The sequence below is a fragment of the Streptomyces sp. NPDC046831 genome, from assembly GCF_040645305.1.
Taxonomy (GTDB): Bacteria; Actinomycetota; Actinomycetes; order Streptomycetales; family Streptomycetaceae; genus Streptomyces.
On record NZ_JBEYXZ010000004.1, the window covers coordinates 139,710 to 162,146 of the forward strand.

The window sequence follows — 22,437 nt, forward strand, 5'->3', positions numbered from 1 at the left end:
CCGCGGTGCGGTCTGTTCTCGCGGGGGAGCCGGTTCCCGCGGTGCGGTCTGTTCTCGCGGGGGAGCCGGTTCCCGCGGTGCGGTCTGTTCTCGCGGGGGAGCCGGTTCCCGCGGTGCGGTCTGTTCTCGCGGGGGAGCCGGTTCCCGCGGTGCGGTCTGTTCTCGCGGGCGAGCCCGTTCCCGCGGTGCGGTCCGTTCCCGTGGAGGATCCCGCTCCGGCGGACGACCCCGTCCCCGCGGAGGAGCCCGCTGCCGCGGAGGAGCCCGCCCCCGCGGACGACCCCGCCCCCGCGGACGAATCCGCTGCCGCGCAGGAACCCACTGCCGCGGAGGAACCCGCCCCCTCGCCGCTCCCTCCGGACGAGCGGGCGGAGTCCCCGGTCAGGCCCCGCAGCCGCCGCACCTCCGTCAGCCACCGCTTGGCGTACGCGTCGCCCCCGCGCCGGGCGAGTCGCGACGCGGCGGCCAGATCGTCGCCGTACTCCCGCGGCGCCTCCTCGGCGAGGAGTGCCACGGCCTCGGCGGCGCGCTCGCCCCCGACCAGGGGGGCCGCGTCCAGCAGGGCCCGACCCAGCCGCGGGTGCACGCCCAGCCGGGCCAGCCGCACGCCCCGGTCCGTGGCCCGCCCGCGGGCGTCCACCGCCCCCACGGCCGTCAGCACCGACCGCGCCGCCGCCATCGCCCCGGCGGGCGGCGGATCGAGCAGGGCCAGCCCGGAGGCGTCGGGGTCGCCCCAGCACGCCGCCTGCAGGGCGAACGCCGTCAGGTCGGCCACCTTGATCTCCGGCGCCGGGAACCGCGGCAGACGCGCGTCCTCGGCCTCCGGCCAGCACCGGTAGACCACGCCCGGCCCCTCACGTCCGGCACGCCCCGCCCGCTGCCGCCCCGAGGCCCGCGACGCACGTACCGTCGTCAGGGCGCTCAGCCCCCGGGCGTGGTCCACGCGCGGCTCCCGCGCCAGCCCCGAGTCCACGACCACGCGCACCCCGGGAACCGTCAGTGAGGACTCGGCCACGGCCGTGGCCAGCACGACCCGGCGCCGGCCACCGGGCGCCAGCACGGCGTCCTGCACGGCCGCCGGCGCCCGCCCGTGCACCTGCAGCACCTCCACGTCGCCCAGGTCCCCGAGCTGCCCGGCGACCCGGGAGATCTCCCCGACGCCCGGCAGGAAGCACAGCACGTCCCCCGGCCGCTCGGTCAGCGCCCGCCGCACGACCGACGCGACGTGCGCCAGGAGCGCCGGGTCGACGCGCGTCCCGTGGGGTGGCCGCACGGGACGCGACGGCGGGGCCCACACCACCTCCACGGGGTACGACGCGCCCTCCGCCACGACCACCGGAGCCCCGCCCAGCAGCCTCGCCCAGCCCTCCGCGTCGGTCGTCGCCGACGCCGCCACCAGCCGCAGCTCCGGCCGCAGCGCCTGCCGCACGTCCCACAGGAAGGCCGCCACCGTGTCCGCGTCCAGGTGCCGCTCGTGGCACTCGTCGAGCACCACCACGTCGACCCCGGCCAGCTCCTGGTCCCGCTGCAGCCGCTGCAGCAGCACACCGGTGGTGACGACCTCCACGCGCGTGCGGCGCCCGACGACCCGCTCCCCGCGCACCGAGTAGCCGACGCTGTCGCCGGCCTTCTCGCCCAGCAGCCACGCCATGCGCCGGGCCGCCGCACGCGCCGCGATCCGCCGCGGCTCGGCCACGACCACCCGCCGTGCCGGGCCCCCGCCCAGCGCTCCGGCCAGGGCGAGCGGCACCATCGTGGTCTTGCCGGTGCCCGGCGGCGCCACGAGCACGGCGGTGCCGTGCCCCTCCAGGGCGTCGTCCAGGGCGGGCAGCGCGGCGCGCACGGGCAGGGCGTCCAGGGCGTCGTAACGGATCACGCCCACCAGTGTCGTACGCCGGCCGGCAGCTCGTGACCGCCGCCGGCGCCCGCCGGCAGCTCCCTGACCCCCGCCGGCACCGGCCAGCAGCTCGTGACCCCCGCTGGATCCCGCCGGCAGCTCGTGCCCCCCGCCGGCGCGGCCGGCAGCTCGTGATCGCCGCTGCCCCCGCCGGCAGCTCCCCGACCCCCGCTGGACCCCGCCGGCAGCTCGTGACCGCCGCTCGACGCCCGCCGCCTCGCGCACGCCTGCCGGCCGCCCGGCGCTCCCGCGCGGGCGGGCCGCCGCCCGGCGCCTCCCCGCGCAGTACGGTGCCGCCGCCCCTCCCGGGTACCCCGGGTACGCCCCACACGCCCGGAGCGCCCGCCGGCCGCGGATGCGGGCCGTCTCACCCCCCGGCGCGCCCCGGACCTGCCCGGGGCGCGCCGCGGGCGTCCCCCACGCGCTTCAGTCCCGCTCGCACACGAAGACGGCGGTGCCCGGGATCAGATGGCCGCGCAGGGGCGACCAGCCGCCCCACCCCGAGGCGTTCCACGCCGGCCACTCCGGCTCGACGAGGTCCACCAGGCGGAACCCCGACGCGACGACGTCCCGCACCCGGTCGCCGAGCGTCCGGTGGTGCTCGACATAGACCGCCCGGCCCTCCTCGTCCTGCTCCACGTACGGCGTGCGGTCGAAGTAGGAGGAGACGACCGACAGCCCCTCCGGTCCCGGCTCGTCGGGGAAGGCCCAGCGGATCGGATGGGTCACGGAGAACACGAACCGCCCGCCCGGCCGCAGCACCCTGCGCACCTCCCGCAGCACCAGCCGGGGGTCGGCGACGAACGGCAGCGCCCCGTAGGCGGAGCACGCCAGGTCGAAGGAGCCGTCCGCGAAGGGCAGCGCGGAGGCGTCGGCGCACACCAGCGGGAACGATCCGCCGATGCGCAGCGCGTGCTGGAGCTGGCGGTGGGACAGGTCCAGAGCCACCGGCCGCGCGCCCTGCCCGGCCAGCCAGCGCGAGCACTGGGCCGCGCCGGCGCCGATCTCCAGGACGTCCCTGCCCTTCAGCTCCTCCGGCGGGCCGAGCAGCTCCGCCTCCACCTCGTCCAGCCCCTCGGGCCCCCACACGAAGCGCTCGTCGCCGAGGAAGGTGCCGTGCTCGTTCTGGTACTCGTCCGCGTTGCGGTCCCACCAGCCCCGGTTGGCACGCGCGCTCTCCGTGGCACCGGCCTCGCGCCGGGTGGCCTCGGGTTCGGACGGTTCGGGCTCTTGGATGATCGGCTCCCTCGTCGTACTCTTCCGTCCAACCGGGTCCCCGGTGTGTCACCGCGGGGGTGCCGTGCGCTTCGCGTGGCCTCGGGAGACGGGTTTTGTGCCGGGAATGCGGCGATCCGCCCCGCGTGGGCGGCTTCGTGCGTTGACCCTGCCCGGCTGCCCCCGTATGCTACAAGTTGCGCTGCGGGCCTGCGCACCTCAGACGTAGCAGGCTGCGCTCGCATCTGTTGTATGTCCCCTCGGTTGTCGAGGCGTCGGCCAGGTGGTGTCCCGAAAGGGGCGCGGCACCGGTTCGACGCTTCCTAGGCTGTCCGGCTTCTGCAGAGCGAAACGGGCTCCCGGCGTAAGCAGTACCTACGACTTCAATGTCCGTACCGGAGCCCTTTCCCACATGACGAGCAGCACCGAGACCACCGCCACCACCCCGCAGGTAGCGGTCAACGACATCGGTAACGAGGAAGCCTTCCTCGCAGCGATCGACGAGACGATCAAGTACTTCAACGACGGCGACATCGTCGACGGCGTCATCGTGAAGGTCGACCGGGACGAGGTCCTGCTCGACATCGGTTACAAGACCGAAGGTGTCATCCCGAGCCGCGAGCTCTCGATCAAGCACGACGTCGACCCGAACGAGGTCGTCGCCGTCGGCGACGAGATCGAGGCCCTGGTCCTCCAGAAGGAGGACAAGGAAGGCCGCCTGATCCTCTCGAAGAAGCGCGCCCAGTACGAGCGTGCCTGGGGCACGATCGAGAAGATCAAGGAAGAGGACGGCATCGTCACCGGTACCGTCATCGAGGTCGTCAAGGGTGGTCTCATCCTCGACATCGGCCTGCGTGGCTTCCTCCCGGCCTCCCTGGTCGAGATGCGCCGTGTCCGCGACCTCCAGCCGTACGTCGGCAAGGAGCTCGAGGCCAAGATCATCGAGCTGGACAAGAACCGCAACAACGTGGTCCTGTCCCGCCGTGCCTGGCTGGAGCAGACCCAGTCCGAGGTCCGCCAGACGTTCCTCACGACCCTCCAGAAGGGTCAGGTCCGTTCCGGTGTGGTCTCCTCGATCGTCAACTTCGGTGCCTTCGTGGACCTGGGTGGCGTCGACGGTCTGGTCCACGTCTCCGAGCTGTCCTGGAAGCACATCGACCACCCGTCCGAGGTCGTCGAGGTGGGCCAGGAGGTCACCGTCGAGGTCCTCGACGTCGACATGGACCGCGAGCGCGTCTCCCTGTCGCTGAAGGCGACCCAGGAAGACCCGTGGCAGCAGTTCGCCCGCACCCACCAGATCGGCCAGGTCGTGCCCGGCAAGGTCACGAAGCTGGTTCCGTTCGGTGCGTTCGTCCGCGTCGACGAGGGCATCGAGGGTCTGGTCCACATCTCCGAGCTGGCCGAGCGCCACGTGGAGATCCCGGAGCAGGTCGTCCAGGTCAACGACGAGATCTTCGTCAAGGTCATCGACATCGACCTCGAGCGCCGTCGCATCAGCCTCTCGCTGAAGCAGGCCAACGAGTCCTTCGGTGCCGACCCGTCCGCGGTCGAGTTCGACCCGACCCTGTACGGCATGGCCGCGTCCTACGACGACCAGGGCAACTACATCTACCCCGAGGGCTTCGACCCCGAGACCAACGACTGGCTCGAGGGCTACGAGAAGCAGCGCGAGGAGTGGGAGCGCCAGTACGCCGAGGCGCAGTCCCGCTTCGAGCAGCACCAGCAGCAGGTCATCAAGTCCCGCGAGGCGGACGCCCAGGCCGCTGCCGAGGGTGGCGAGGCCGCTGCTCCGGCCGCGTCCGGCGGCGGGTCCTACTCCTCCGAGGGTGGCGACAACTCCGGCGCCCTGGCCTCGGACGAGGCGCTGGCTGCCCTGCGCGAGAAGCTGGCCGGCGGCCAGAGCTGAGCTCCCCCGAGGGCGTAGCTCCCCTCCGCTAGGCATCAGCCGACGACGGCGGCCCGCATCCCGGAAACGGGATGCGGGCCGCCGTCGTGCTGCACCCGGGGACGGCCGGCGGGACCTGGGGGAGGCTGTGCGGGGCCGCGGGCGGGAATGCCCGCGACCTGCACCTCGTTGTGCAGTGAGAACACGAGGAGGAGCGGTCACAGTGCTTGATCCGCAGGGTTTGTACGCATGGGAACCGAAGGGCCTGGCCGTCGTCGACATGGCGCTCGCCCAGGAGTCGGCCGGCCTTGTCATGCTCTACCACTTCGACGGATACATCGACGCGGGTGAGACCGGCGACCAGATCGTCGACCGGCTCCTCGACTCGCTGCCCCACCAGGTCGTCGCCCGGTTCGACCACGACCGGCTCGTCGACTACCGCGCCCGCCGTCCCCTGCTGACCTTCCAGCGGGACCGCTGGACCGACTACGAGGAACCCGCCATCGAGGTGCGGGTCGTGCAGGACGGCACGGGCGCGCCCTTCCTGCTGTTGTCCGGCCCGGAGCCGGACGTGGAGTGGGAGCGCTTCGCGGCCGCCGTCCAGCAGATCGTGAAGCGGCTCGGCGTGCGCCTGTCGGTCAACTTCCACGGCATCCCCATGGGCGTCCCGCACACCCGCCCGGTGGGCCTCACCCCGCACGGCAACCGCACCGACCTGGTCCCGGCCCACAGCAGCCCCTTCGAAGAGGCGCAGGTGCCCGGCAGCGCCGCGTCGCTGCTGGAGTACCGCCTGATCCAGGGCGGGCACGACGTCCTCGGTGTCGCCGCGCACGTTCCGCACTACATCGCCCGCTCCCCGTACCCGGACGCGGCCCTGACCGTCCTGGAGGCGATCACCGCGGCCACCGGCCTGGTCCTGCCGGGCATCGCCCACGCCCTGCGCACCGACGCGCACCGCACGCAGACGGAGATCGACCGGCAGATCCGCGAGGGCGACGACGAACTGACCGCTCTCGTCGAAGGCCTCGAGCACCAGTACGACGCAGCCGCGGGCGCCGAGACCCGGGGCAACATGCTCGCCGAACCCGTCGAGATCCCGTCGGCGGACGAGATCGGCCGGGAGTTCGAGCGCTTCCTGGCGGAGCGGGAAGGCGACAACTGACGCCCGCCGGACCCGGCTCCCGGGGCAGGCCCTAAGCTTCCGCTCATGCTGAAGGTGGGCCTGACCGGGGGCATCGGAGCCGGTAAGAGCGAGGTGTCGCGGCTGCTCGTCGCGTGCGGGGCCGTGCTGATCGACGCCGACCGCATCGCGCGCGAGGTCGTCGCCCCGGGCACCCCCGGCCTCGCCGCCGTCGTGGCGGCCTTCGGCGAGGAGGTGCTCGCCGCGGACGGCGGCCTGGACCGCCCCCGGCTGGGGTCCATCGTCTTCTCCGATCCGGCGAAGCTGGCCGTCCTGAACTCGATCGTGCACCCCCTGGTGGGCGCCCGTTCCCGTGAGCTGGAGGCGGCCGCCGCCGAGGACGCCGTCGTGGTCCACGACGTTCCGCTCCTCGCGGAGAACGGCGTGGCGCCCCTGTACGACCTCGTCGTCGTGGTCGACGCCGCCCCGGAGACGCAGCTCGACCGGCTGGTGCGGCTGCGCGGCATGACCGAGGAGGACGCACGCGCGCGCATGGCCGCCCAGGCGACGCGCGAGGAGCGCCTGCGGATCGCGGACCTCGTCATCGACAACGACGTGCCGCTGGAGCGACTGGAGCAGCGGGTGCGGGAGGTGTGGGCCGACCTGGTCCGCAGGGCCCGCGGCTCTCGCACGGCGTCCGCGGAATAGCGGGGTCCGTACGGGGCGTTGAACCCCGCCAGTGAGGGAAGGACTTCGCCGTGCCCGAGATCAGCGGATCCCCCGGACGTACCCCGGAGACGCACGTCATCGACTTCCGCGCCGCCGAGCATCTGCTCGCCGCGCGGGACCCGCGCGGCGCGGTGAAGCTGCTGGACGGCGTCATCGCCGCGCACCCGGAGAACACCGCCGCCCGCCTGCTGCGCGCACGGGCGTTCTTCGCGGCCGCGCAGCTGCGGCCCGCCGAGCTGGAGTTCACCGTCGTCCTGGAGCGCGAGCCGGACAACGCCTTCGCGCACTTCGCCCTCGGCCGCACCTACGAGCGGCAGGGGCGCTCCGACCAGGCCAGGCGCCACTTCCGGCTGGCGGCCGCGCTCGACCCCAACCCGGAGTACCTGCAGCGGGCGCGGTTCGACTCCTGACCGCTCTCCCACCGCCCCGCCGGAGCGCCGCCGGCTAACGGGACGGCGGCCGGGGCGGCTGGTAGGGCGGGACGTCGGGACCCGGCTGGTAGTGCGCGCCCTGGCGCATGTGCCGGACGACCACCGCCATGTCGACCGCGATGACGAGGGCCAACGCCGCGCAGGCGGCGGCCCACCCGGACTGCCCCAGCAGCGCGAAGAGCACCGCTCCGAAAATCGCCCAGGGCAGTCCCCACACGCACAGCCAGAACCGCGCCCGCAGCGGACTGCGCGCGGTTCTCGGCTCACTGCCCGTACGCATCGCCGGTCACCTCTCCTTACTGCAACGTACTCCCTGGTGAGGCGGGCTGCCACGACTCCCGGCCAGCGCCGGCGGACCCGCGCGCCGGGGTCGGCGTGCCCCGTCCGTCTCACTCGGACGGGTGAAGCGGGCCGGATGCTGGAACGGCCGTGCGAACCCCGGCCGTTCGACGGGCATGGAGAAGAGGACGACACATGCGGGGTACGAGGGACGGGACCGGGGGCGATCGCCCCGGACGGTTCGCGCAGGCGCAGGCGCAGGCGCAGGCCGAGGCCCGGTTGAGCGTGGACCGTTCCTGGCGGAGGACGGGTCCGGGTGCGGGCGGTACCGGCGCGGCTCGGCAGACCGGCGGCACGACGGGCCGGGGGAGCGAACGCGTCGTACGGCGATGAGTTCCGCGGCGCGCGCCGGTCCACCCCTGCGACAGCGACCCCGACGACCGCCACCCCGGGAGACCCCGTGTTCCGTACGTCCGCCGCCGCCCCCGCCGGCGCTTCCCCCGTCGGTACCGGCGGTCCCGCTGCCGCCGTCCACGGGACGCAGACCGTCCGACGTCGTTGGGCCCGCGTCACGCTGCGCCTGGTGCAGGTGCTGCTCGCCCTCTTCTACGCCTTCGCCAGTGCGCTGCCCAAGCTCATCGCGCATCCGACGGCCGCCGAGTCCTTCGACAGGCTCGGCTGGGGGAGCGCGGGGATGTACACCATCGGGGCCCTGGAGCTGGCCGGAGCCGTCGCGCTGCTCGTCCCGGTCCTGCAGTCGGTGGCCGCGACGGCGCTGAGCGCGCTCATGGTGGGTGCGTTCGTCGTCCAGCTCACCGCCTTCGACGGACGGAACGCGGCCACTCCGCTGATCCTCGTCGTGCCGCTCCTGCTCATCGCCCGGGCACGGCGGCGGCGCACCGTGGAGCTGCTGGGGCTGCTGAGGCTGGGGAAGGGGCAGCAGGGCCGGCCGGCTGCCTAACGGGCCTTGGGCCGGCCGGCCGGACCGCTCGGACCGTCCAGGCCGCCCATACCCCGCAGGCGCTCCAGTTCGCGGCGGTCCCGCTTGGTGGGACGGCCCGCGCCACGGTCGCGGATGGCGATGGGGGCGACGGCCTCCCGCGGCGGGGGCGGCGGCGAGTTGTCGATGTAGCACTGGACGGCCACGGGAGCGCCGACCCGCTTGCGGATCAGCCGCTTGACCACGACGACGCGCTCCCGCCCCTCGTGCCGCAGGCGCACCTCGTCGCCGACGCGCACGGAGTAGGCCGGCTTGACCCGCTCGCCGTTCACCCGGACGTGTCCGCCCCGGCAGGCGGCGGCACCGGTGGAACGGGTCTTGATCAGACGCACCGACCAGATCCAGCTGTCGATGCGCACGCTCCCGCCGTCCCCCGGACCGGCCGCCTCGGCGGCGGCCACGGCGGCGGCGATCTTCGGATCCACGGGCGGGGCGCCGGCAGCCGTCCCCGCCGCCTGCCGCGTCACCGCGTCCGCTCCCGCCGACTCCTGCGTCGCGGGACCGCTCTCCTCGGCGGAGCGGTGTGCGTCCCTGTCCTGAGCACCCTCGGAAGCCATGTCTCCGACCTTAGTCGCAGGACGTCCCGGGGCCGGACGGATTTCCTCGCCCAACCCGCGCGTGCGAGGCACCGCCCGCCCGCTGGGTGTGCTCGACCGCCTCGGCAGCAGCGGCGGCGGGAACCGTCCCCGAGCCGTCCCGGCGGCGCTGCGCGCGACGGCATGGCACGGACGAAGCGGGCATACGGTGAGCATGGACACCAGCAGCGGCCTCGCCGCCCTCGACCGGCGGATCGCGGACTGCCGGGTCTGCCCGCGTCTGGTCGCCTGGCGCGAGGAAGTGGCCCGTACCAAGCGTGCCGCCTTCGCCGACTGGGTCTACTGGGGCAGGCCGGTGCCGGGCTTCGGACCGCCGGACGCGCGGCTGCTGATCGTTGGCCTGGCGCCCGCCGCGCACGGCGGCAACCGCACCGGCCGCATGTTCACCGGCGACCGCTCCGGCGACGTGCTGTACGAGGCGCTGTACGACGTGGGCCTCGCCTCGCAGCCCACCTCCGTGTCCGCGGACGACGGCCTGGAGCTGTACGGGGTCCGCGTCACCGCTCCCGTGCACTGCGCCCCGCCCGCCAACAAGCCGACGCCCGGGGAGCGGGACACCTGCCGGGCCTGGCTCGTGCGGGAACTGGGGCTGCTGCGGCCGACGCTGCGGGCGGTGGTGGTGCTCGGCGCCTTCGGCTGGCAGGCGGCACTGCCGGCCTTCGCCGAGGCGGGCTGGATCGTGCCGCGGCCGCGGCCCGCCTTCGCGCACGGGGCCCGGGTCCCGCTCGACGGGCTGGAGCTCTTCGGCTGCTTCCACGTCAGCCAGCGCAACACGTTCACCGGGCGGCTCACGCCCGCGATGCTCCGGAACGTCCTCGCAACGGCGGCGGAAGCGGCCGGTCTGCCGACGAAGCGGCCGTGACCGGGGGGTGCGGCCGTGAACGGACGAAGCGGCCGTGAACGGGGGGATGCGGCGACGGGCACCTGAGCGGGCACGGGGACGGTCCAGCGACCATGGCGTCCATGCCGAGTCGCTGTCGCGACCGCCTCCGCGGTCATTCGGTGGCGATGCCGCGGAAGGGGGTCCAGGCTCGCCGCCCGCCCCGTCCGCGATCCGATGGAGCCGCAGCCGTGCCGTCCCTCACGGACCGGACGTTCCTCGACACCACCGCCGACCGGCTCTCCGCCCTCCCCGGGGTCCGCGCCGTGGCCCTTGGCGGCTCCCGCGCCCAGGGAACCCACGGACCCGGCAGCGACTGGGACCTGGCCGTCTACTACCGGGGCCGCTTCGACCCCGGCGATCTGCGCGCCGTGGGCTGGGAGGGCGAGGTGTGCGACATCGGCGAGTGGGGCGGCGGGGTGTTCAACGGCGGCGCCTGGCTGACGGTCGACGAGCGCCGCGTCGACGTCCACTACCGGAACCTCGACGTCGTCGAACACGAGTGGACGGAGGCGGAGCACGGACGCTTCCGGATCGAACCGCTGCTCTTCCACCTGGCCGGCATCCCCAGCTACCTGGTCGTCGCGGAACTCGCCGTCAACCGCGTCCTGCGCGGCGAGCTGAGACAGCCCGCCGCCTACCCGCCCGCCCTGCGCCGCGCCGCCCCCGGCCGATGGCACGACCTGGCCGCCGCGACCCTCAAGTACGCGAAGGCGGGTCACGCGCCGAAGGGCGCGCTCACGCAGGTCGCCGGCCGCGATCGCCGTCGCCGCCACCCAGACGGCGCACGCCGTGCTGGCCGCGCGAGGGGAGTGGGTCACCAACGACAAGCGTCTCCTGGAACGGGCCGGCCTCCTCGCCGTCGACCGGATCGTCGGCCGCCTGACGGCCTCCCCGGACGCCCTGGCCCACGCGGTCGGTGAGGCCGAGGCCGTTCTCGGTGACGCGGTGCGGAACGCGAGTGAACAGGGCTGAGGGTGCGCCGCGCCGAACGGGCGGCACCGGCCTGCCCCGCGACCACGGCCGTCGGCTCCACACGGTGCCGGGCCGGAAGGGGTCTCTCCGACGCCGGGCAACGCACGGATCGGTTGCCGCGGCGGGTCGGACGGGTAAACACACGGCGAACATCAACTGTCACCGCTCGTAATCGATGCCGCCGAAAAGCTGAGAATTCGCCCGCACTTTGCGGTGAACGAGTGTCAACTACGTCTCAGTACCATCACTGCACGAGGCGCAGGCCCCATGGTTGGCGTTTAACTCTACGAGTACAGCGCTACATGGAGGTGCAGGGTGAACGGGCGAACAGTGCTCGAACGCTTTCCTGCTGGTGGTCCGCGTGGATCGTGGCCGGCGGAGGAGTTCGCCCATGCGCGGCGCCTGGAGGGCCTGCCCGCCGAGGTCGTGATGGACCTGGCGAGCGACACCTTCCTGGTCATCGTCCGGAGCCGCGACAGCGGCGGTGACGCGACCGCCTGATGACGCGCCCGGGCGTGACGGGGAGTGACGACGCACAGGCGGTGATCCGGCGCCTCTGACGGCCGGCGCGCGTCCTGGGCACGACGGCACGACCTCCGCCGGCACGCCCCGGCAGCTCGCCGCCAGAGCGTGGAGCACGGAGCCCGGCCGGCCGGGCGGGAGAGTCACGGACGGCGCACCCGTGGACCGGCCGGTCCTGAACGGGCGGGCCGGCCCGCAGGCGGGCGGTCTAAGCGATGATCGGCCGTGACCACGCCGGAGTCGACCCCGTGACGTGGCAGAGCGCCAGGTACAGGGGAATCGGCGGGGTGTACGGAACCGTACCGTCCGGTCGGTGGATGAGATCAGGAATCCGGTCCCGAGCCCCGTCGGGCAGGACGGCGCCGGTGGCGTAGTGCGCGGGAGCGGGCCACTCGAGGGCGTGGTCCGAGTCGGACGGGACGAGCCACCACCAGTGCGCCTGGTCGGCGTAGACGCACCCGACGCGGGGCAGGAGCGGCATCACCCGCGGCCCGATGCCGGCGGGCACCGCCACGGCGTCGCAGCCCAGTGGCGTGGTCATGCCCTCGGGAACCGCCAGCCGGCGAGGCGCGTCGGGCGTGCGCAGGTCGCGGCCCAGGCGTACGAGGGTGTTCAGGCTGAGCACGCCGCCGGAGCCGGAGGAGGCGCTCACCGCCATGCGGCCCCCGCTCCGGGATGTGCCTGCGGGTCGTCGTCCTCGTCCGCAGGACCGCGGGACGGGTTCGGCTTGGGGCGGGCGCCCCAGCCCAGGTCGCCGCGCGGTTCCTCCCCGCCGTGCGCCGCGGCGGCTCCACGCGGCAGTTCCGCCCACACCAGCAGCCCCGGCCCGTCCTGCTGCGCGCCCCAGGCCCGGCACAGGGCGTCGACGAGGAGCAGTCCCCTCCCGTGCTCCTCCTCCTCCGGCCCGCGCGGGGACGAGTACGGCTCTCCCGGTGCGCAGCCCTGGTCGCGCACGGCTATGCGCACCACGTCGTCGCCGTCGTGCAGTTCGCACACGATCCGGCTGCTCGCGGTGTGCACCACGGCGTTGGTGACCAGTTCGGAGATGACCAGGTCCGCCGTTTCACAGGTGTCCTCGCACACCGACCAGCCGGACAGGCGGGCCCGGGCCAGACGTCTGGCCCGCGCGGGGGAACCCGGGTGCGCTGCCAGCTCGAAGCGGAACCGGCGCTCGGCAGGGGCCCCGTCGGGGCCCGCCGCCATGGCGACACCCGGACCGAAAGGTTCCGCGGCGGCGTCTGTTCCTAAGGGCAGGGACGGAATCACGCTTGCCACTATCTCCCTGCCAAGAACACTTGGCAAGCGTCACTCTGAAAAATCCAGAGTGTCGTGTGACGCTGTGGAGTGCCATGGCACACTGCTCGCAACAGCATGCTGCGGAGCGCCAGTTGGGATCGTTCGAAGATCCGCCGAATCTTCGAAGGGTCTCCGCATGGCGCCGCAAGGGCTGTCCGGATCGACTGCTGGAGGTGGAGCGTGAGCGAACCGCGGTCCGCGCCGACCGTCGGGCAGGTCGTGCTCGGCAGGCGCCTGCTGGACCTGCGGGAGCGCGCGGGGCTCAAGCGCGAGGAGGCGGCGCGCATCCTGCGCGTCGCCCCCGCCACGGTCCGCCGGATGGAGATGGCCGAGGTCGGGCTCAAGATCCCGTACCTCCAACTGCTGCTGAAGGCGTACGGAGTCTCCGACGAGGAGGCCGACGCCTTCGTGCACCTGGCCGAGGAGGCCAACCGGCCCGGCTGGTGGCAGCGGTTCCACGACATCCTGCCCGGCTGGTTCTCGATGCACGTCAGCCTGGAGGGCGCGGCCTCCCTCATCCGCTCCTACGAACCCCACTTCGTGCCCGGCCTGCTGCAGACCGAGGACTACGCCCGCGGGGTGCTGATGTCGGGGGCCGTCGGCCAGACCCGGCCCGAGGACATCGAGCGTCACGTGGCGCTGCGCATGCAGCGCCAGGGCCTGCTCACCCGTCCCGACGCGCCCAGGTTCTGGGTGGTCATGGACGAGACGGCGCTGCGCCGGCCGGTCGGCGACGCCGAGGTGATGCGGGCTCAGCTCGACAGGCTGCTCGACGCCACGGAGCTGCCGAACGTGACACTCCAGGTCGCCCCCTTCTCCTCGGGGCCGCACCCGGGCACGTACGGGCCCTTCGTGCTGTTCCGATTCGCCATCCCGGAACTGCCGGACATGGTCTACAGCGAGTACCTGACCGGCGCCGTCTACCTGGACGCGCGCACCGAGGTGGCGACCCACCTCGAGGTCATGGACCGCATGGCGGCCCACGCCGCCACGGCACATCGCACCAGGGAGATCCTCCGGGACCTCCGCAAGGAGCTGTGAATGGAACACCTCACGTCCCAGCCCAAGCCGCGGATCCGCAGCGAGCGGATCTACAACGGCATGCCCGCCCGGGAACTGGGCAGCGAGGGCTGGCGCAAACCGTGGAGCGGCGGCAACGGGGGCAACTGCCTGGAGGCGATGAAACTCGCCGACGGCCGGATCGCGGTACGCCAGTCGACCGACCCCGACGGGCCGGCGCTGATCTACACCTCCGACGAGATGACCGCCTTCATCGAGGGCGCCAAGGCCGGGGAGGCGGACTTCCTGCTCTCCTGACCACCCGACTGCTGTTTTTCTCTGGCACTTCCTATGCCTGGTACCGACTTGTTCACCATCCGCCTCCGACCATTACGAGACCCCGCATGACCGGGCAGGAACCGGCGCCGACGCCGTCGAGATCGACAGGAGCAGGCCGCATCCCGCCCGCATGTACGACCGATGCCTCGGCGGCAAGGACAACAACCACCCGGTCGACGAGGAGACGGGCCGGCAGATGCCGGACCTCGTCCCGAGGGTGCCGGTGACGGCGCTGATCGACCGCGCGTTCATGGGGCCTCGGGGCGGCGGGCCCCGTCCGATGCGGACCCCGGGGCGCGGGGTCCGCACCGGACGGTCGCTGCCGGACTACACCGTCATCGGCCTGTCGTAGGGCCCGATCGGCGCCGGGAGCCGCGAACTGCCCGTCAGACGACGGTCGACCGCGGCCGCCACCGCCCGGCCCTCGGCGATCGCCCACACGATCAGCGACTGGCCGCGCGCCGCGTCCCCCGCGGCGAACACGCCGGGCACGTTCGTCTCGAAGCCCGCGTCCCGTACGAGCGTCCCGCGCGGGGTGAGCTCCAGCCCCAGCTGGTCGATGAGCCCGTCCCCGCGGTCGGGCCCCGAGAAGCCCAGCGCGAGCAGTACCAGGTCCGCCGGGAGGGTGCGGCCGGCGCCGGGCAGGGGGCGGCGCCGCTCGTCCACCCCGGCCAGGTGCAGGCACCGCACATGCCCGTCCGCGTCCCCGGTCAGGCGCAGCGTCGACGCCGCGAACAGCCGCGCGTCGGCGTCCGCGGCCGGTGCCGTCCGCAGGTCGCGCGCCTCCTCGTGGGCGCCCGACAGCCGGTAGACCTTCGGATACGTCGGCCACGGCTCGGTGTCCTCGTCGCGCTCCGTGCGCGGCTGGGGGTAGATGTCGAGCTGGGTCACGGACGCGGCGCCCTCCCTGACCGCGGTGCCGAGGCAGTCGGCCCCGGTGTCGCCGCCGCCCACGATGACGACGTGCTTGCCGGCGGCGCACAGCGGGGAGCACTCCAGGTCGCCCTCGCGGACCCGGTTGGCCAGCGGCAGGTACTCCATCGCCTGGTGCACCCCGGTGAGCTCCCGCCCCGGCACGGGAAGCTCCCGCCAGGCCGTGGCTCCTGTGGCGATCACCACGGCGTCGTAGCGCGAGCGCAGCCCGGCCGCGTCGACGTCCCGCCCGACCGCCGTGGAGGTGCGGAACCTGGTCCCCTCGGCCAGCATCTGCTCCAGCCGCCGCTCCAGGTGGTGCTTCTCCATCTTGAACGCGGGGATGCCGTACCGCATCAGCCCGCCGAGCCGGTCGTCCTTCTCGTACACCGCGACCGTGTGCCCGGCACGCGTCAGCTGCTGGGCCGCGGCGAGCCCGGTCGGGCCGGACCCGATCACCGCGACCGTCCGCCCCGACAGCCGGTCCGGGGGCCGCGGCGGGACGAAGCCCTCCTCCCAGGCCCGGTCGGCGATGGCGCACTCGACGTTCTTGATGGTGACGGCGGGCTGGTTGATCGCGAGGACACAACCCGCCTCGCACGGTGCCGGGCACAACCGGCCGGTGAACTCGGGGAAGTTGTTGGTGGCGTGCAGCCGGTCACCGGCCGCCCGCCAGTCCTCGCGGGAGACCAGGTCGTTCCACTCGGGGATCAGATTGCCCAGCGGGCAGGCCTGGTGGCAGAACGGAACGCCGCAGTCCATGCAGCGGTCGGCCTGTTCACCGATGATCGGCAGCAGCGCACCCGGGACGTACACCTCGTTCCAGTCCCGGACTCGCTCTTCGACGGGCCGGCGGGGCCACTCGCGGCGCGGAGTGGTCATGAACCCCTTGGGATCGGCCATGGCCGTCTTCCTCGCGTGAGCGTACGACGGGCCGTGCGGCATCGGGCGGCACTCCTGCGGCCACGATACGTCCGGCCGATCCCGTGCGCGAAGTGCCCGACAGCGCTTTCTCAAGGGCAGCCGTCCCCTCGGGTGCCGGGCGGCTCCGGTGCCCGTGTCAGGCCGTGTCGGCCTCCGCTTCGCGCCACGACCGCAGCACCGATGCGCGACGCCCGCCGAGATCCGCCGTCGTGCCTCGTGCCGTGGCACCCCGCCGCGGCCGCCTGCCCGGGACGGGTCTCCCGGTCGCCGGTCCCGCGGGGCGGAGCAGGACGGGGGGCCGTCGGTGCCGCGGGGCATCATGGGCCGTGTGCGACTCGAAGCGATCACCTGGGACCGGCTCGGCGAACTCCTCGCCGAGCGCCTGCTCGACCTGGAGCCGGCCGACGGCAGCGGCTGGATCCGCGTCGCCTTCGACGGCGCGCCCGCCGCGCGCCCCGGTGACCTCGCCGAACGCGTGGCGCAGGTGCTGCGACTGAGGGGCCGCCCCTCGCTGGTCGTGGGCGCCGAGGGCTTCCTCCGCCCCGCCTCCCTGCGTCTGGAGCACGGCCACCGGGACGTGGAGTCGTACTACGACGGCTGGCTCGACACCGGCGCTCTGTGGCGCGAGGTCTTCGGCCCGCTCGAACCCGGCGGTGACGGCCGCGTCCTGCCCGACCTGTGGGACCCGGCCACGGACCGCGCCACCCGGAGCGCCTACGTCCAGCTCCCGCCGGGCGGGCTGCTGTTGATGCACGGCCCCCTCCTGCTGCGTCACTGGTTCCCCTTCGACCTGACCGTCCACGTCCTCCTCTCCCCGGGCGCCCTCCGCCGCCGCACCCCGGAGGCGGAGCACTGGACGCTGCCCGCCTTCGAGCGCTACGAGGCCGAGACCGACCCGGCCGGCACGGCCGACGTCCTGGTCCGTGCCGACGATCCGCGCCATCCGGCGTGGCGCGGCTGACCGGTCCCGCGCCGAGCCCCGGTCAGAGCCAGCCGTTGCGCCGGAACCCGCGGTACAGCGCCAGGCAGGCGACGGAGATCACACCGACCACCAGCGGGTAGCCGAACCGCCAGTGCAGCTCCGGCATGTGGTCGAAGTTCATGCCGTACACGCCGCAGACCATGGTCGGCACGGCGACCACCGCGGCCCACGCCGTGATCTTCCGCATGTCCTCGTTCTGCGCCACCGTCACCTGCGCGAGGTGCGCCTGCAGGATCGAGTTGAGCAGTTCGTCGAAGGAGCCGATGTGGTCCTTGACCCGCATCAGGTGATCGAAGACGTCACGGAAGTAGGTCTGTATCTCCGGATCGACGGTCCGTGTCGGCCGGGTGGCGAGGTCTTCGAGCGGACGGCCGAGCGGGACCACCGCCCGCTTCAACTCCAGCAGTTCGCGCTTGAGCTGGTAGATCCGGCCCGGGTCGACCCGGGCCGCGTTCTCCGCGAACACGTCGCTCTCGACCTGGTCGATGTCCGCCCGGACCGAGTCGGTCACCGTCAGGTAGTCGTCGACCACGTGGTCCGCGATCGCGTGCAGGACGACGGCCGGTCCCTTGGCCAGCTGCCGCGGGTCGGACTCGAGCTCCTCACGGAGGGGGCCGAGCGAACCGTGCCGTCCGTGGCGCACCGTGATCACGAAGTCCTCGCCGAGGAACACCATGATCTCGCCCGTGTCCACGACCTCGCTCGTCGCCGTCAGCTCGTCGTGCTCGACGTAGCAGACCGTCTTGAACACCGCGAAGAGCGTGGCGTCGTACCGCTCCACCTTCGGCCGCTGATGGGCCTCGACCGCGTCCTCGACCGCGAGCGGATGCAGGTCGAACAGCTCGGCCACGCCCGCGAACTCCTGGTCGGTCGGCTCGTGGAGACCGAGCCAGACGAATCCGCCGGTCCTGCGGACGCGTGTGAGCGCCTCCGCCAGGTCGCCCGCCTCGGGAATCCGGACGCCCTCGCGGTACGCCACGCAGTTCACCACCGAGGAGCCCAGCGGGGACCGGGCGGGATGGCTCAGGTCGACCCGCGGGCGCCGGCGGGCGAGCCGTGCCACCCGGCGCAGACCGCCGACCTTGTCGAAGCCCGTCACCTTCCGCAGATTGCCTGCCGTGGACATCTGGATCTCCCCGTGTGCGTCTCCCCGTGCGCCACACCGCTGCGCCTTGGCGCGCCAGTCTGCCAGGCCGGCGCACGCGGCGGGCCGGCCTGGGGAAACGGGCGATTCCGCTTCGTTCCCGCCTGTGGACGGGCACCGACGTACGCCCCGTGGACCCGCGGGCCCGGGGCCGCCCGGCCGGGGAACCGGCCCCCTCACGGCCCCGCGCTTGCGGACAGGACGGCCGACGGAGCGGCGACCCCGCTTCCGGACACGACGGCCGGCGCAGTGGCGACCGCGGCCTCCTCCTCAGCGGTCGCTGCCGTCCTCCGCCCGTCCCTGCCCACCGCGGCCTCCCTCACCGTCGCTGCCGGGTCCCGCGGGCCTGGCCCCCACCCGTTCCACCGCCAGCGCCCCCGCACGGCACCCCTCCAGCGCCGCGGCCTCCGGCTCGGCGCCCCCGAGCAGGGCCGCGAGGAACGCCCCGGTGAAGGCGTCACCGGCGCCCGTGGTGTCCCGAGGTGTCGCCGGCGCGGCCGGAACCCGCGCGCTCACGGTGCCGGCGCGGGCCACCAGCGCACCGTCGGCTCCCTGCTTGGCGACCACGAGGGGCACGTAGCGGCTCAGCTTCGCCGCCGCGTCCAGCGGGTCGGGCAGCCCCGTCAGCAGGCGCGCCTCGTCACGGCTGGGCAGCAGCACGTCGAGCCCATCCACGCACGACAGGAACCGGTCGACGCCCAGTGCGGTGAGGAACCCGGCCGACGCCGGATCCAGGCTCACCGGCACTCCCCGTGCGCGTGCCGACGCCACGGCGACCGCCACCAGTGCCCGGCTCGGCTCGGAGAACAGCAGGTAACCCGACAGGTGCAGCCACGCGGCACCGTCGAGGAACGTCTCCGACCAGTCACCGGGCTCCAGGCGCAACGAGGCGCCGCTGTCGGTGAGGAACGTGCGCTCGGCCGCGGCACCCGTGTCGACGAGGCAGAGCACCGTCCCGGTCGGCGCGTCCGCATCGACGACGAGCCGGGAACGCACTCCCGAGGCGGTGAGTTCCCGCTCGTGCCAGGCCACCGCGTCCGCGCCCACCCGCCCCAGCAGCCGCACGTCGCCCCACCCCCAACGGGCGGCCCAGCACGCCACGTTCGCTCCCGCGCCACCGGGCACCCGGCGGATCAGCGCGGGCGTGTCGGTCCCCGGCGCGAGCGGCCCCCGGTGCCGTGCGACGACGTCCGTGACGACATCGCCGACCACCAGCAGCGCCCCGCCCGCGGCACCGCCGGTCGCTCCCGCGGTGCCCGTGCGGCCCGGTGTCACGCCCGCGCCCAGGCCGCCGCGATCCGCCCGGCGAGCCGCACATTGCCGCGTACGGCCGCCAGATTGGCCCGCAGCGAGGCCCCGTCCGTGTGCCGCACCAGGTGGTCGAGCAGGAACGGCGTGACCGCCTGGCCGGTGACACCGTTCTCCTGGCACGTGTGCAGCGCGTCGGCGAGCACGCGGGCGTGCAGGGCCGGATCGAGCTGCTCGTCCTCGGGGACGGGCCGGGCGACGATCAGCGCCGACTCCGGCGCGCCGAGCGCGTCCTGCGCGCGCATGACCGCGGCCACCTCCTCCGGCGTCCGGAGCGTCCAGTCCACCGGGTGGCCCGAGTCGGAGAGGTAGAAGCCGGGGAAGCGGTCCGTTCCGTACCCGGCCACCGGCACGCCCAGCGTCTCCAGCCGCTGCAGGGTCGCCGGCACGTCCAGGATCGACTTCACGCCCGCGCACACGACCGTGATGCGGGTGCGCGCCAGCAGCCCGAGGTCGGCCGACTCGTCCTGCGTCACCGTCCACTCCCGGTGCACGCCGCCGAGCCCGCCGGTGGCGAACACCCTGATGCCCGCCAGGGCGGCCAGCAGGGCGGTCGCCGACACGGTGGTCGCCCCGCTCACGCCCCCCGCCACGGCGAGCGGCAGGTCACGGTGCCCCAGCTTGCGGATCCCCTGCTCGTGCGCGACCCGCTCCAGCTCCTCCTTGCCGAGACCGATGTGGGGCCGCCCGTCCAGCACGGCGACCGTCGCGGGGACGGCACCCTCCTGCCGCACCGCCCCCTCCAGTTCCCGCGCCACCCGCAGGTTGTCGGGGCGTGGCAGCCCGTGGGCGATGATCGTGGACTCCAGGGCCACCACCGGCCGGCGCGCGGCGAGCGCCTCCCGCACCTCTTCGGACACCACCAGCACGAGCCTGCCTCCCGTCTGTCGCCCCTCCCTCATCTCTGGCGGGCGCCGCGTCCGGTCAAACCCTTGCGGCCGGTGGGGCCCGGGAGCAGCCTGGAGGCCATGACGGACAACACGGCACGTCTCGACCACGTCGTCCTGTGGGTGCGCGACCCGGTGGCCGCGGCGGACTTCTACGAGAAGGCGGTCGGGCTGGAACCCCTGCGGGTCGCCGAGTTCGCCGCGGGCGAGGTGTCCTTCCCCTCCGTGCGGCTCAACGAGGAGACCGTCTTCGACCTCGCGCCGCTCACCATGACCCGGCACATGGACGTGCTCCCCGGCGCCGCCGCCAGCGCGGGCCATCCCGTCAACCACGTCTGCCTGTCCCTGACGGCCGACGACTTCGACGCGCTCCGCGCCCGGCTGGACGAGCGCGCGGTGCCCGTCTCCGAGCTGTCGTACGACGCCTTCGGCGCCCGCGGCAAGGCCCGGCGCAGCTTCTACTTCCGCGATCCGGACGGGAACGTCGTGGAGGCCCGGCACTACGACTGACGCGGCCCGCCGCCGGCGCCTGGAGAAGGCCCGGAGGGCGGGCAGCACCGCGGGGTGCCCAAGGGCGCCACCGGAACCGCCTCAGAACAGCGGTTCGGGCAGCACACCCTCCAGTGCCAGCAGCTTCCGCTTGGTCTCCAGGCCGCCGCCGAACCCGCCGATGCCGCCGTCGCTCTCCACCACCCGGTGGCACGGCACGACGACCGGCAGCGGGTTGGACCCCATCGCCACCCCCACCGCCTGCGCCGCGCCCGGCTGCCCGGTCCGGCGCGCCAGGTCGCCGTAACCGACCACGGTGCCGTACGGGACGCCGGAGGCCAGTTCGCGCAGCACCGCCCGGTTGAAGCCGGAGATCAGGGACCAGTCCAGGGCCAGCTCGAAGTCGCGCCGTTCGCCCGCGAAATAGGCCCGCACCTGGCGTATCGCCTCGGCCAGCAGCGGGGAACCGGGCGTCTCGACGGGCTCGGTGCCCAGCCGGGACGCCAGCCGGGCCAGCGCCCGGTCGCGCACCGCGTCGGTGGCGTGGAAGACGACGTTGACGAGCCCGTCGGGCGTCGCCGCGAGCAGCAGGGGACCGATGCCGCTGTCGACGACGGTCCACACGACCTGCTGCCCGTACTGCCCGTTGCTGTCCATGCGACCACGGTACGGCCCGCCACCGACAGTGCCGCGGCCCGGACGCGGGTCCCACGGACCGGTCGGCGCGCCCGACGGGGGATCACGCGGTCACGACCCGCCGAGCGCCTTGCGCACCACGTCGGGCTTGTTCGTGATGACGCCGTCGACGCCGTAGCCGGCGACGGTCCGGGCGCGGGCGGCGTCGTCGACGGTCCAGGCGAAGACCCGCAGCGGCCTGCCGTGCGGTCCGGAGAGGGAGTGGACGGCCGAGACCCAGCCGCCGGACAGGGAGCCGTGCGAGGGGTTGATCGAGTCCGTGAAGGCGGCGTACCGGCTCAGGTCCGCCGTCGCCGGGGTGCCGAGGAACCCGGTCCGTACGCCGGGCTTGAGCTGGTGCACGGTCCGCACGCTGCCGGCGCTGAAGCTCTGCACGATCAGCCGGCTCGCCAGGTGCCGGCTGTCCAGCCAGCCCTCGTTGCCGAGGAGCTTGAGGGTCTGCTGCTCGATGCCCGGGTACAGCTCGGGGTTCTTGATCTCCAGGAGCAGCTTCTGGTGGTTGTGCTCGACGCGGCGCAGATACTGCTGGAGCGTCGGCACGCGCGCGCCCGCGTACGCCGGGCCGAACCAGCTGCCCGCGTCCAGGCGCGCGATCTCCGCGGCGGTGAAGTCCTTCACCTTCCACGGGGCACGGTCCGGGAACACCTGCTCGGCGTCGGTGGTCCGCTGGAGGCTGTCGTCGTGGATGACGACGAGTGCGCCGTCCCTGGTGCGCTGCACGTCGTTCTCGACCCACCGGATGCCCAGTGCGGCCGCCCTGTCGACGGCGGCGAGGGTGTTCTCGGGGGCGTAGGCCGAGGCACCCCGGTGCGCGACGACCACGGGCAGCCCGGTGTCGTCGGCGGCCCGGGCGCCGCCGGGGAACAGCAGTGCGGTTCCAAGGACCGCGGTCGTCGTGGCGGCGACTGCGCGCGCGTGCATGCGTACTCCTC

General features: G+C 73.9%; 23 protein-coding genes and 2 pseudogenes. 13 read left to right on the forward strand and 12 right to left on the reverse strand.

Annotation, left to right across the window (positions count from 1 at the left end):
• Together ABZ920_RS05615 and ABZ920_RS05620 are read right to left on the reverse strand one after the other, a co-directional pair.
• A partial coding sequence (locus ABZ920_RS05615; protein WP_361499115.1) for a DEAD/DEAH box helicase occupies positions 1-1,876 on the reverse strand: 1,876 nt, incomplete at its 3' end.
• A 447-nt stretch (positions 1,877-2,323) separates the two neighbouring features.
• A complete protein-coding gene (locus ABZ920_RS05620) occupies positions 2,324-3,133 on the reverse strand; it encodes a class I SAM-dependent methyltransferase (RefSeq protein WP_361499420.1) in 810 nt (269 codons plus the stop codon).
• A 391-nt stretch (positions 3,134-3,524) separates the two neighbouring features.
• Between ABZ920_RS05620 and rpsA the strand changes: the two genes are divergently transcribed.
• The 4 genes from rpsA to ABZ920_RS05640 all read left to right on the forward strand — a co-directional run bounded on the left by rpsA (position 3,525) and on the right by ABZ920_RS05640 (position 7,256).
• Complete coding sequence (gene rpsA / locus ABZ920_RS05625) at positions 3,525-5,018, forward strand: 30S ribosomal protein S1 (protein ID WP_361499116.1); 1,494 nt, start codon at positions 3,525-3,527, stop codon at positions 5,016-5,018.
• Between the two features lie 202 nt (positions 5,019-5,220).
• Positions 5,221-6,159, forward strand: coding sequence for a PAC2 family protein (locus ABZ920_RS05630; protein WP_361499118.1), 939 nt, complete (start codon positions 5,221-5,223; stop codon positions 6,157-6,159).
• Between the two features lie 45 nt (positions 6,160-6,204).
• Positions 6,205-6,825: a dephospho-CoA kinase gene (gene coaE / locus ABZ920_RS05635; protein ID WP_361499120.1), complete on the forward strand. Its 621-nt coding sequence runs from the start codon at positions 6,205-6,207 to the stop codon at positions 6,823-6,825.
• A gap of 50 nt (positions 6,826-6,875) precedes the next feature.
• Positions 6,876-7,256: a tetratricopeptide repeat protein gene (locus tag ABZ920_RS05640; RefSeq protein ID WP_361499122.1), complete on the forward strand. Its 381-nt coding sequence runs from the start codon at positions 6,876-6,878 to the stop codon at positions 7,254-7,256.
• A 34-nt stretch (positions 7,257-7,290) separates the two neighbouring features.
• Here ABZ920_RS05640 and ABZ920_RS05645 read toward each other — a convergent pair whose 3' ends face one another.
• On the reverse strand, positions 7,291-7,557 hold the full coding sequence (locus ABZ920_RS05645; RefSeq protein WP_361499124.1) for a DUF6343 family protein: 267 nt from the start codon (positions 7,555-7,557) through the stop codon (positions 7,291-7,293).
• Positions 7,558-8,016: 459 nt separating this feature from the next.
• Here ABZ920_RS05645 and ABZ920_RS05650 point away from each other — a divergent pair, with 459 nt between their 5' ends.
• Entirely contained in the window at positions 8,017-8,517 is a 501-nt protein-coding gene (locus ABZ920_RS05650) for a DoxX family protein (RefSeq protein ID WP_361499126.1), read from the forward strand.
• Here ABZ920_RS05650 and ABZ920_RS05655 read toward each other — a convergent pair.
• Positions 8,514-9,113 carry an RNA-binding S4 domain-containing protein gene (locus ABZ920_RS05655; protein ID WP_361499128.1) on the reverse strand — a complete coding sequence of 200 codons (600 nt, stop codon included), beginning with the start codon at positions 9,111-9,113 and terminating at the stop codon, positions 8,514-8,516. The genes ABZ920_RS05650 and ABZ920_RS05655 overlap by 4 nt on opposite strands.
• 193 nt (positions 9,114-9,306) lie before the next feature.
• Here ABZ920_RS05655 and ABZ920_RS05660 point away from each other — a divergent pair, with 193 nt between their 5' ends.
• From ABZ920_RS05660 to ABZ920_RS05670, 3 genes and pseudogenes are all read left to right on the forward strand, one after another.
• Complete coding sequence (locus ABZ920_RS05660; RefSeq protein ID WP_361499130.1) at positions 9,307-10,014, forward strand: uracil-DNA glycosylase; 708 nt, start codon at positions 9,307-9,309, stop codon at positions 10,012-10,014.
• Positions 10,015-10,223: 209 nt separating this feature from the next.
• A pseudogene (locus tag ABZ920_RS05665) lies at positions 10,224-11,007 on the forward strand (nucleotidyltransferase domain-containing protein).
• Between the two features lie 315 nt (positions 11,008-11,322).
• Positions 11,323-11,508 carry a hypothetical protein gene (locus ABZ920_RS05670; RefSeq protein ID WP_361499132.1) on the forward strand — a complete coding sequence of 62 codons (186 nt, stop codon included), beginning with the start codon at positions 11,323-11,325 and terminating at the stop codon, positions 11,506-11,508.
• Between the two features lie 229 nt (positions 11,509-11,737).
• On the opposite strand, the gene ABZ920_RS05675 is transcribed toward ABZ920_RS05670, so the two are convergent.
• Both ABZ920_RS05675 and ABZ920_RS05680 read right to left on the reverse strand, forming a co-directional pair.
• Positions 11,738-12,187, reverse strand: coding sequence for a hypothetical protein (locus ABZ920_RS05675; protein ID WP_361499134.1), 450 nt, complete (start codon positions 12,185-12,187; stop codon positions 11,738-11,740).
• Positions 12,178-12,804, reverse strand: coding sequence for an ATP-binding protein (locus ABZ920_RS05680; RefSeq protein ID WP_361499136.1), 627 nt, complete (start codon positions 12,802-12,804; stop codon positions 12,178-12,180). Before ABZ920_RS05680 ends, ABZ920_RS05675 begins: the two co-directional genes overlap by 10 nt.
• A 201-nt stretch (positions 12,805-13,005) precedes the next feature.
• Between ABZ920_RS05680 and ABZ920_RS05685 the strand changes: the two genes are divergently transcribed.
• The 3 genes and pseudogenes from ABZ920_RS05685 to ABZ920_RS05695 form a co-directional block, all read left to right on the forward strand.
• Complete coding sequence (locus ABZ920_RS05685; RefSeq protein WP_361499138.1) at positions 13,006-13,866, forward strand: helix-turn-helix transcriptional regulator; 861 nt, start codon at positions 13,006-13,008, stop codon at positions 13,864-13,866.
• Positions 13,867-14,142: a DUF397 domain-containing protein gene (locus tag ABZ920_RS05690; protein ID WP_361499140.1), complete on the forward strand. Its 276-nt coding sequence runs from the start codon at positions 13,867-13,869 to the stop codon at positions 14,140-14,142. It begins immediately after the preceding gene.
• 121 nt (positions 14,143-14,263) lie between these two features.
• A pseudogene (locus ABZ920_RS05695) lies at positions 14,264-14,416 on the forward strand (SAM-dependent methyltransferase); the annotation flags it as partial.
• Between the two features lie 74 nt (positions 14,417-14,490).
• Here ABZ920_RS05695 and ABZ920_RS05700 read toward each other — a convergent pair.
• Positions 14,491-15,978, reverse strand: coding sequence for a glutamate synthase subunit beta (locus tag ABZ920_RS05700; protein WP_361499142.1), 1,488 nt, complete (start codon positions 15,976-15,978; stop codon positions 14,491-14,493).
• Between the two features lie 340 nt (positions 15,979-16,318).
• Here ABZ920_RS05700 and ABZ920_RS05705 point away from each other — a divergent pair, with 340 nt between their 5' ends.
• Positions 16,319-16,960 (forward strand): uridine kinase, encoded by a 642-nt coding sequence (locus tag ABZ920_RS05705; protein ID WP_361499144.1) that lies wholly within the window; start codon positions 16,319-16,321, stop codon positions 16,958-16,960.
• 22 nt (positions 16,961-16,982) lie between these two features.
• Here ABZ920_RS05705 and corA read toward each other — a convergent pair whose 3' ends face one another.
• From corA to ABZ920_RS05720, 3 genes are all read right to left on the reverse strand, one after another.
• Positions 16,983-18,107, reverse strand: coding sequence for a magnesium/cobalt transporter CorA (corA, locus tag ABZ920_RS05710; RefSeq protein ID WP_361499146.1), 1,125 nt, complete (start codon positions 18,105-18,107; stop codon positions 16,983-16,985).
• A gap of 288 nt (positions 18,108-18,395) precedes the next feature.
• Positions 18,396-19,400, reverse strand: coding sequence for a sugar kinase (locus tag ABZ920_RS05715; protein ID WP_361499147.1), 1,005 nt, complete (start codon positions 19,398-19,400; stop codon positions 18,396-18,398).
• On the reverse strand, positions 19,397-20,302 hold the full coding sequence (locus ABZ920_RS05720; protein WP_361499148.1) for a pseudouridine-5'-phosphate glycosidase: 906 nt from the start codon (positions 20,300-20,302) through the stop codon (positions 19,397-19,399). The genes ABZ920_RS05715 and ABZ920_RS05720 overlap by 4 nt, the downstream gene beginning before the upstream one ends.
• A 99-nt stretch (positions 20,303-20,401) precedes the next feature.
• Here ABZ920_RS05720 and ABZ920_RS05725 point away from each other — a divergent pair, with 99 nt between their 5' ends.
• On the forward strand, positions 20,402-20,830 hold the full coding sequence (locus ABZ920_RS05725) for a VOC family protein (RefSeq protein WP_361499149.1): 429 nt from the start codon (positions 20,402-20,404) through the stop codon (positions 20,828-20,830).
• Positions 20,831-20,911: 81 nt separating this feature from the next.
• Here ABZ920_RS05725 and ABZ920_RS05730 read toward each other — a convergent pair whose 3' ends face one another.
• Together ABZ920_RS05730 and ABZ920_RS05735 are read right to left on the reverse strand one after the other, a co-directional pair.
• On the reverse strand, positions 20,912-21,466 hold the full coding sequence (locus ABZ920_RS05730; RefSeq protein WP_361499151.1) for a methylated-DNA--[protein]-cysteine S-methyltransferase: 555 nt from the start codon (positions 21,464-21,466) through the stop codon (positions 20,912-20,914).
• Between the two features lie 90 nt (positions 21,467-21,556).
• Positions 21,557-22,426: a glycerophosphodiester phosphodiesterase family protein gene (locus tag ABZ920_RS05735; RefSeq protein WP_361499152.1), complete on the reverse strand. Its 870-nt coding sequence runs from the start codon at positions 22,424-22,426 to the stop codon at positions 21,557-21,559.
• Positions 22,427-22,437: the final 11 nt, after the last annotated feature.

What these genes read in the sequence shown, in the direction of transcription:
- ABZ920_RS05690 (WP_361499140.1), top strand. Translation starts at nt 13,867, where the DNA reads ATGGAACACCTCACGTCCCAGCCCAAGCCGCGGATCCGCAGCGAGCGG.
- rpsA (WP_361499116.1), top strand. Translation starts at nt 3,525, where the DNA reads ATGACGAGCAGCACCGAGACCACCGCCACCACCCCGCAGGTAGCGGTC.
- ABZ920_RS05735 (WP_361499152.1), bottom strand. Translation starts at nt 22,426, where the DNA reads ATGCACGCGCGCGCAGTCGCCGCCACGACGACCGCGGTCCTTGGAACC.
- ABZ920_RS05725 (WP_361499149.1), top strand. Translation starts at nt 20,402, where the DNA reads ATGACGGACAACACGGCACGTCTCGACCACGTCGTCCTGTGGGTGCGC.
- ABZ920_RS05700 (WP_361499142.1), bottom strand. Translation starts at nt 15,978, where the DNA reads ATGGCCGATCCCAAGGGGTTCATGACCACTCCGCGCCGCGAGTGGCCC.
- ABZ920_RS05660 (WP_361499130.1), top strand. Translation starts at nt 9,307, where the DNA reads ATGGACACCAGCAGCGGCCTCGCCGCCCTCGACCGGCGGATCGCGGAC.
- ABZ920_RS05705 (WP_361499144.1), top strand. Translation starts at nt 16,319, where the DNA reads ATGGGCCGTGTGCGACTCGAAGCGATCACCTGGGACCGGCTCGGCGAA.
- ABZ920_RS05730 (WP_361499151.1), bottom strand. Translation starts at nt 21,466, where the DNA reads ATGGACAGCAACGGGCAGTACGGGCAGCAGGTCGTGTGGACCGTCGTC.
- corA (WP_361499146.1), bottom strand. Translation starts at nt 18,107, where the DNA reads ATGTCCACGGCAGGCAATCTGCGGAAGGTGACGGGCTTCGACAAGGTC.
- ABZ920_RS05645 (WP_361499124.1), bottom strand. Translation starts at nt 7,557, where the DNA reads ATGCGTACGGGCAGTGAGCCGAGAACCGCGCGCAGTCCGCTGCGGGCG.
- coaE (WP_361499120.1), top strand. Translation starts at nt 6,205, where the DNA reads ATGCTGAAGGTGGGCCTGACCGGGGGCATCGGAGCCGGTAAGAGCGAG.
- ABZ920_RS05655 (WP_361499128.1), bottom strand. Translation starts at nt 9,113, where the DNA reads ATGGCTTCCGAGGGTGCTCAGGACAGGGACGCACACCGCTCCGCCGAG.
- ABZ920_RS05675 (WP_361499134.1), bottom strand. Translation starts at nt 12,187, where the DNA reads ATGGCGGTGAGCGCCTCCTCCGGCTCCGGCGGCGTGCTCAGCCTGAAC.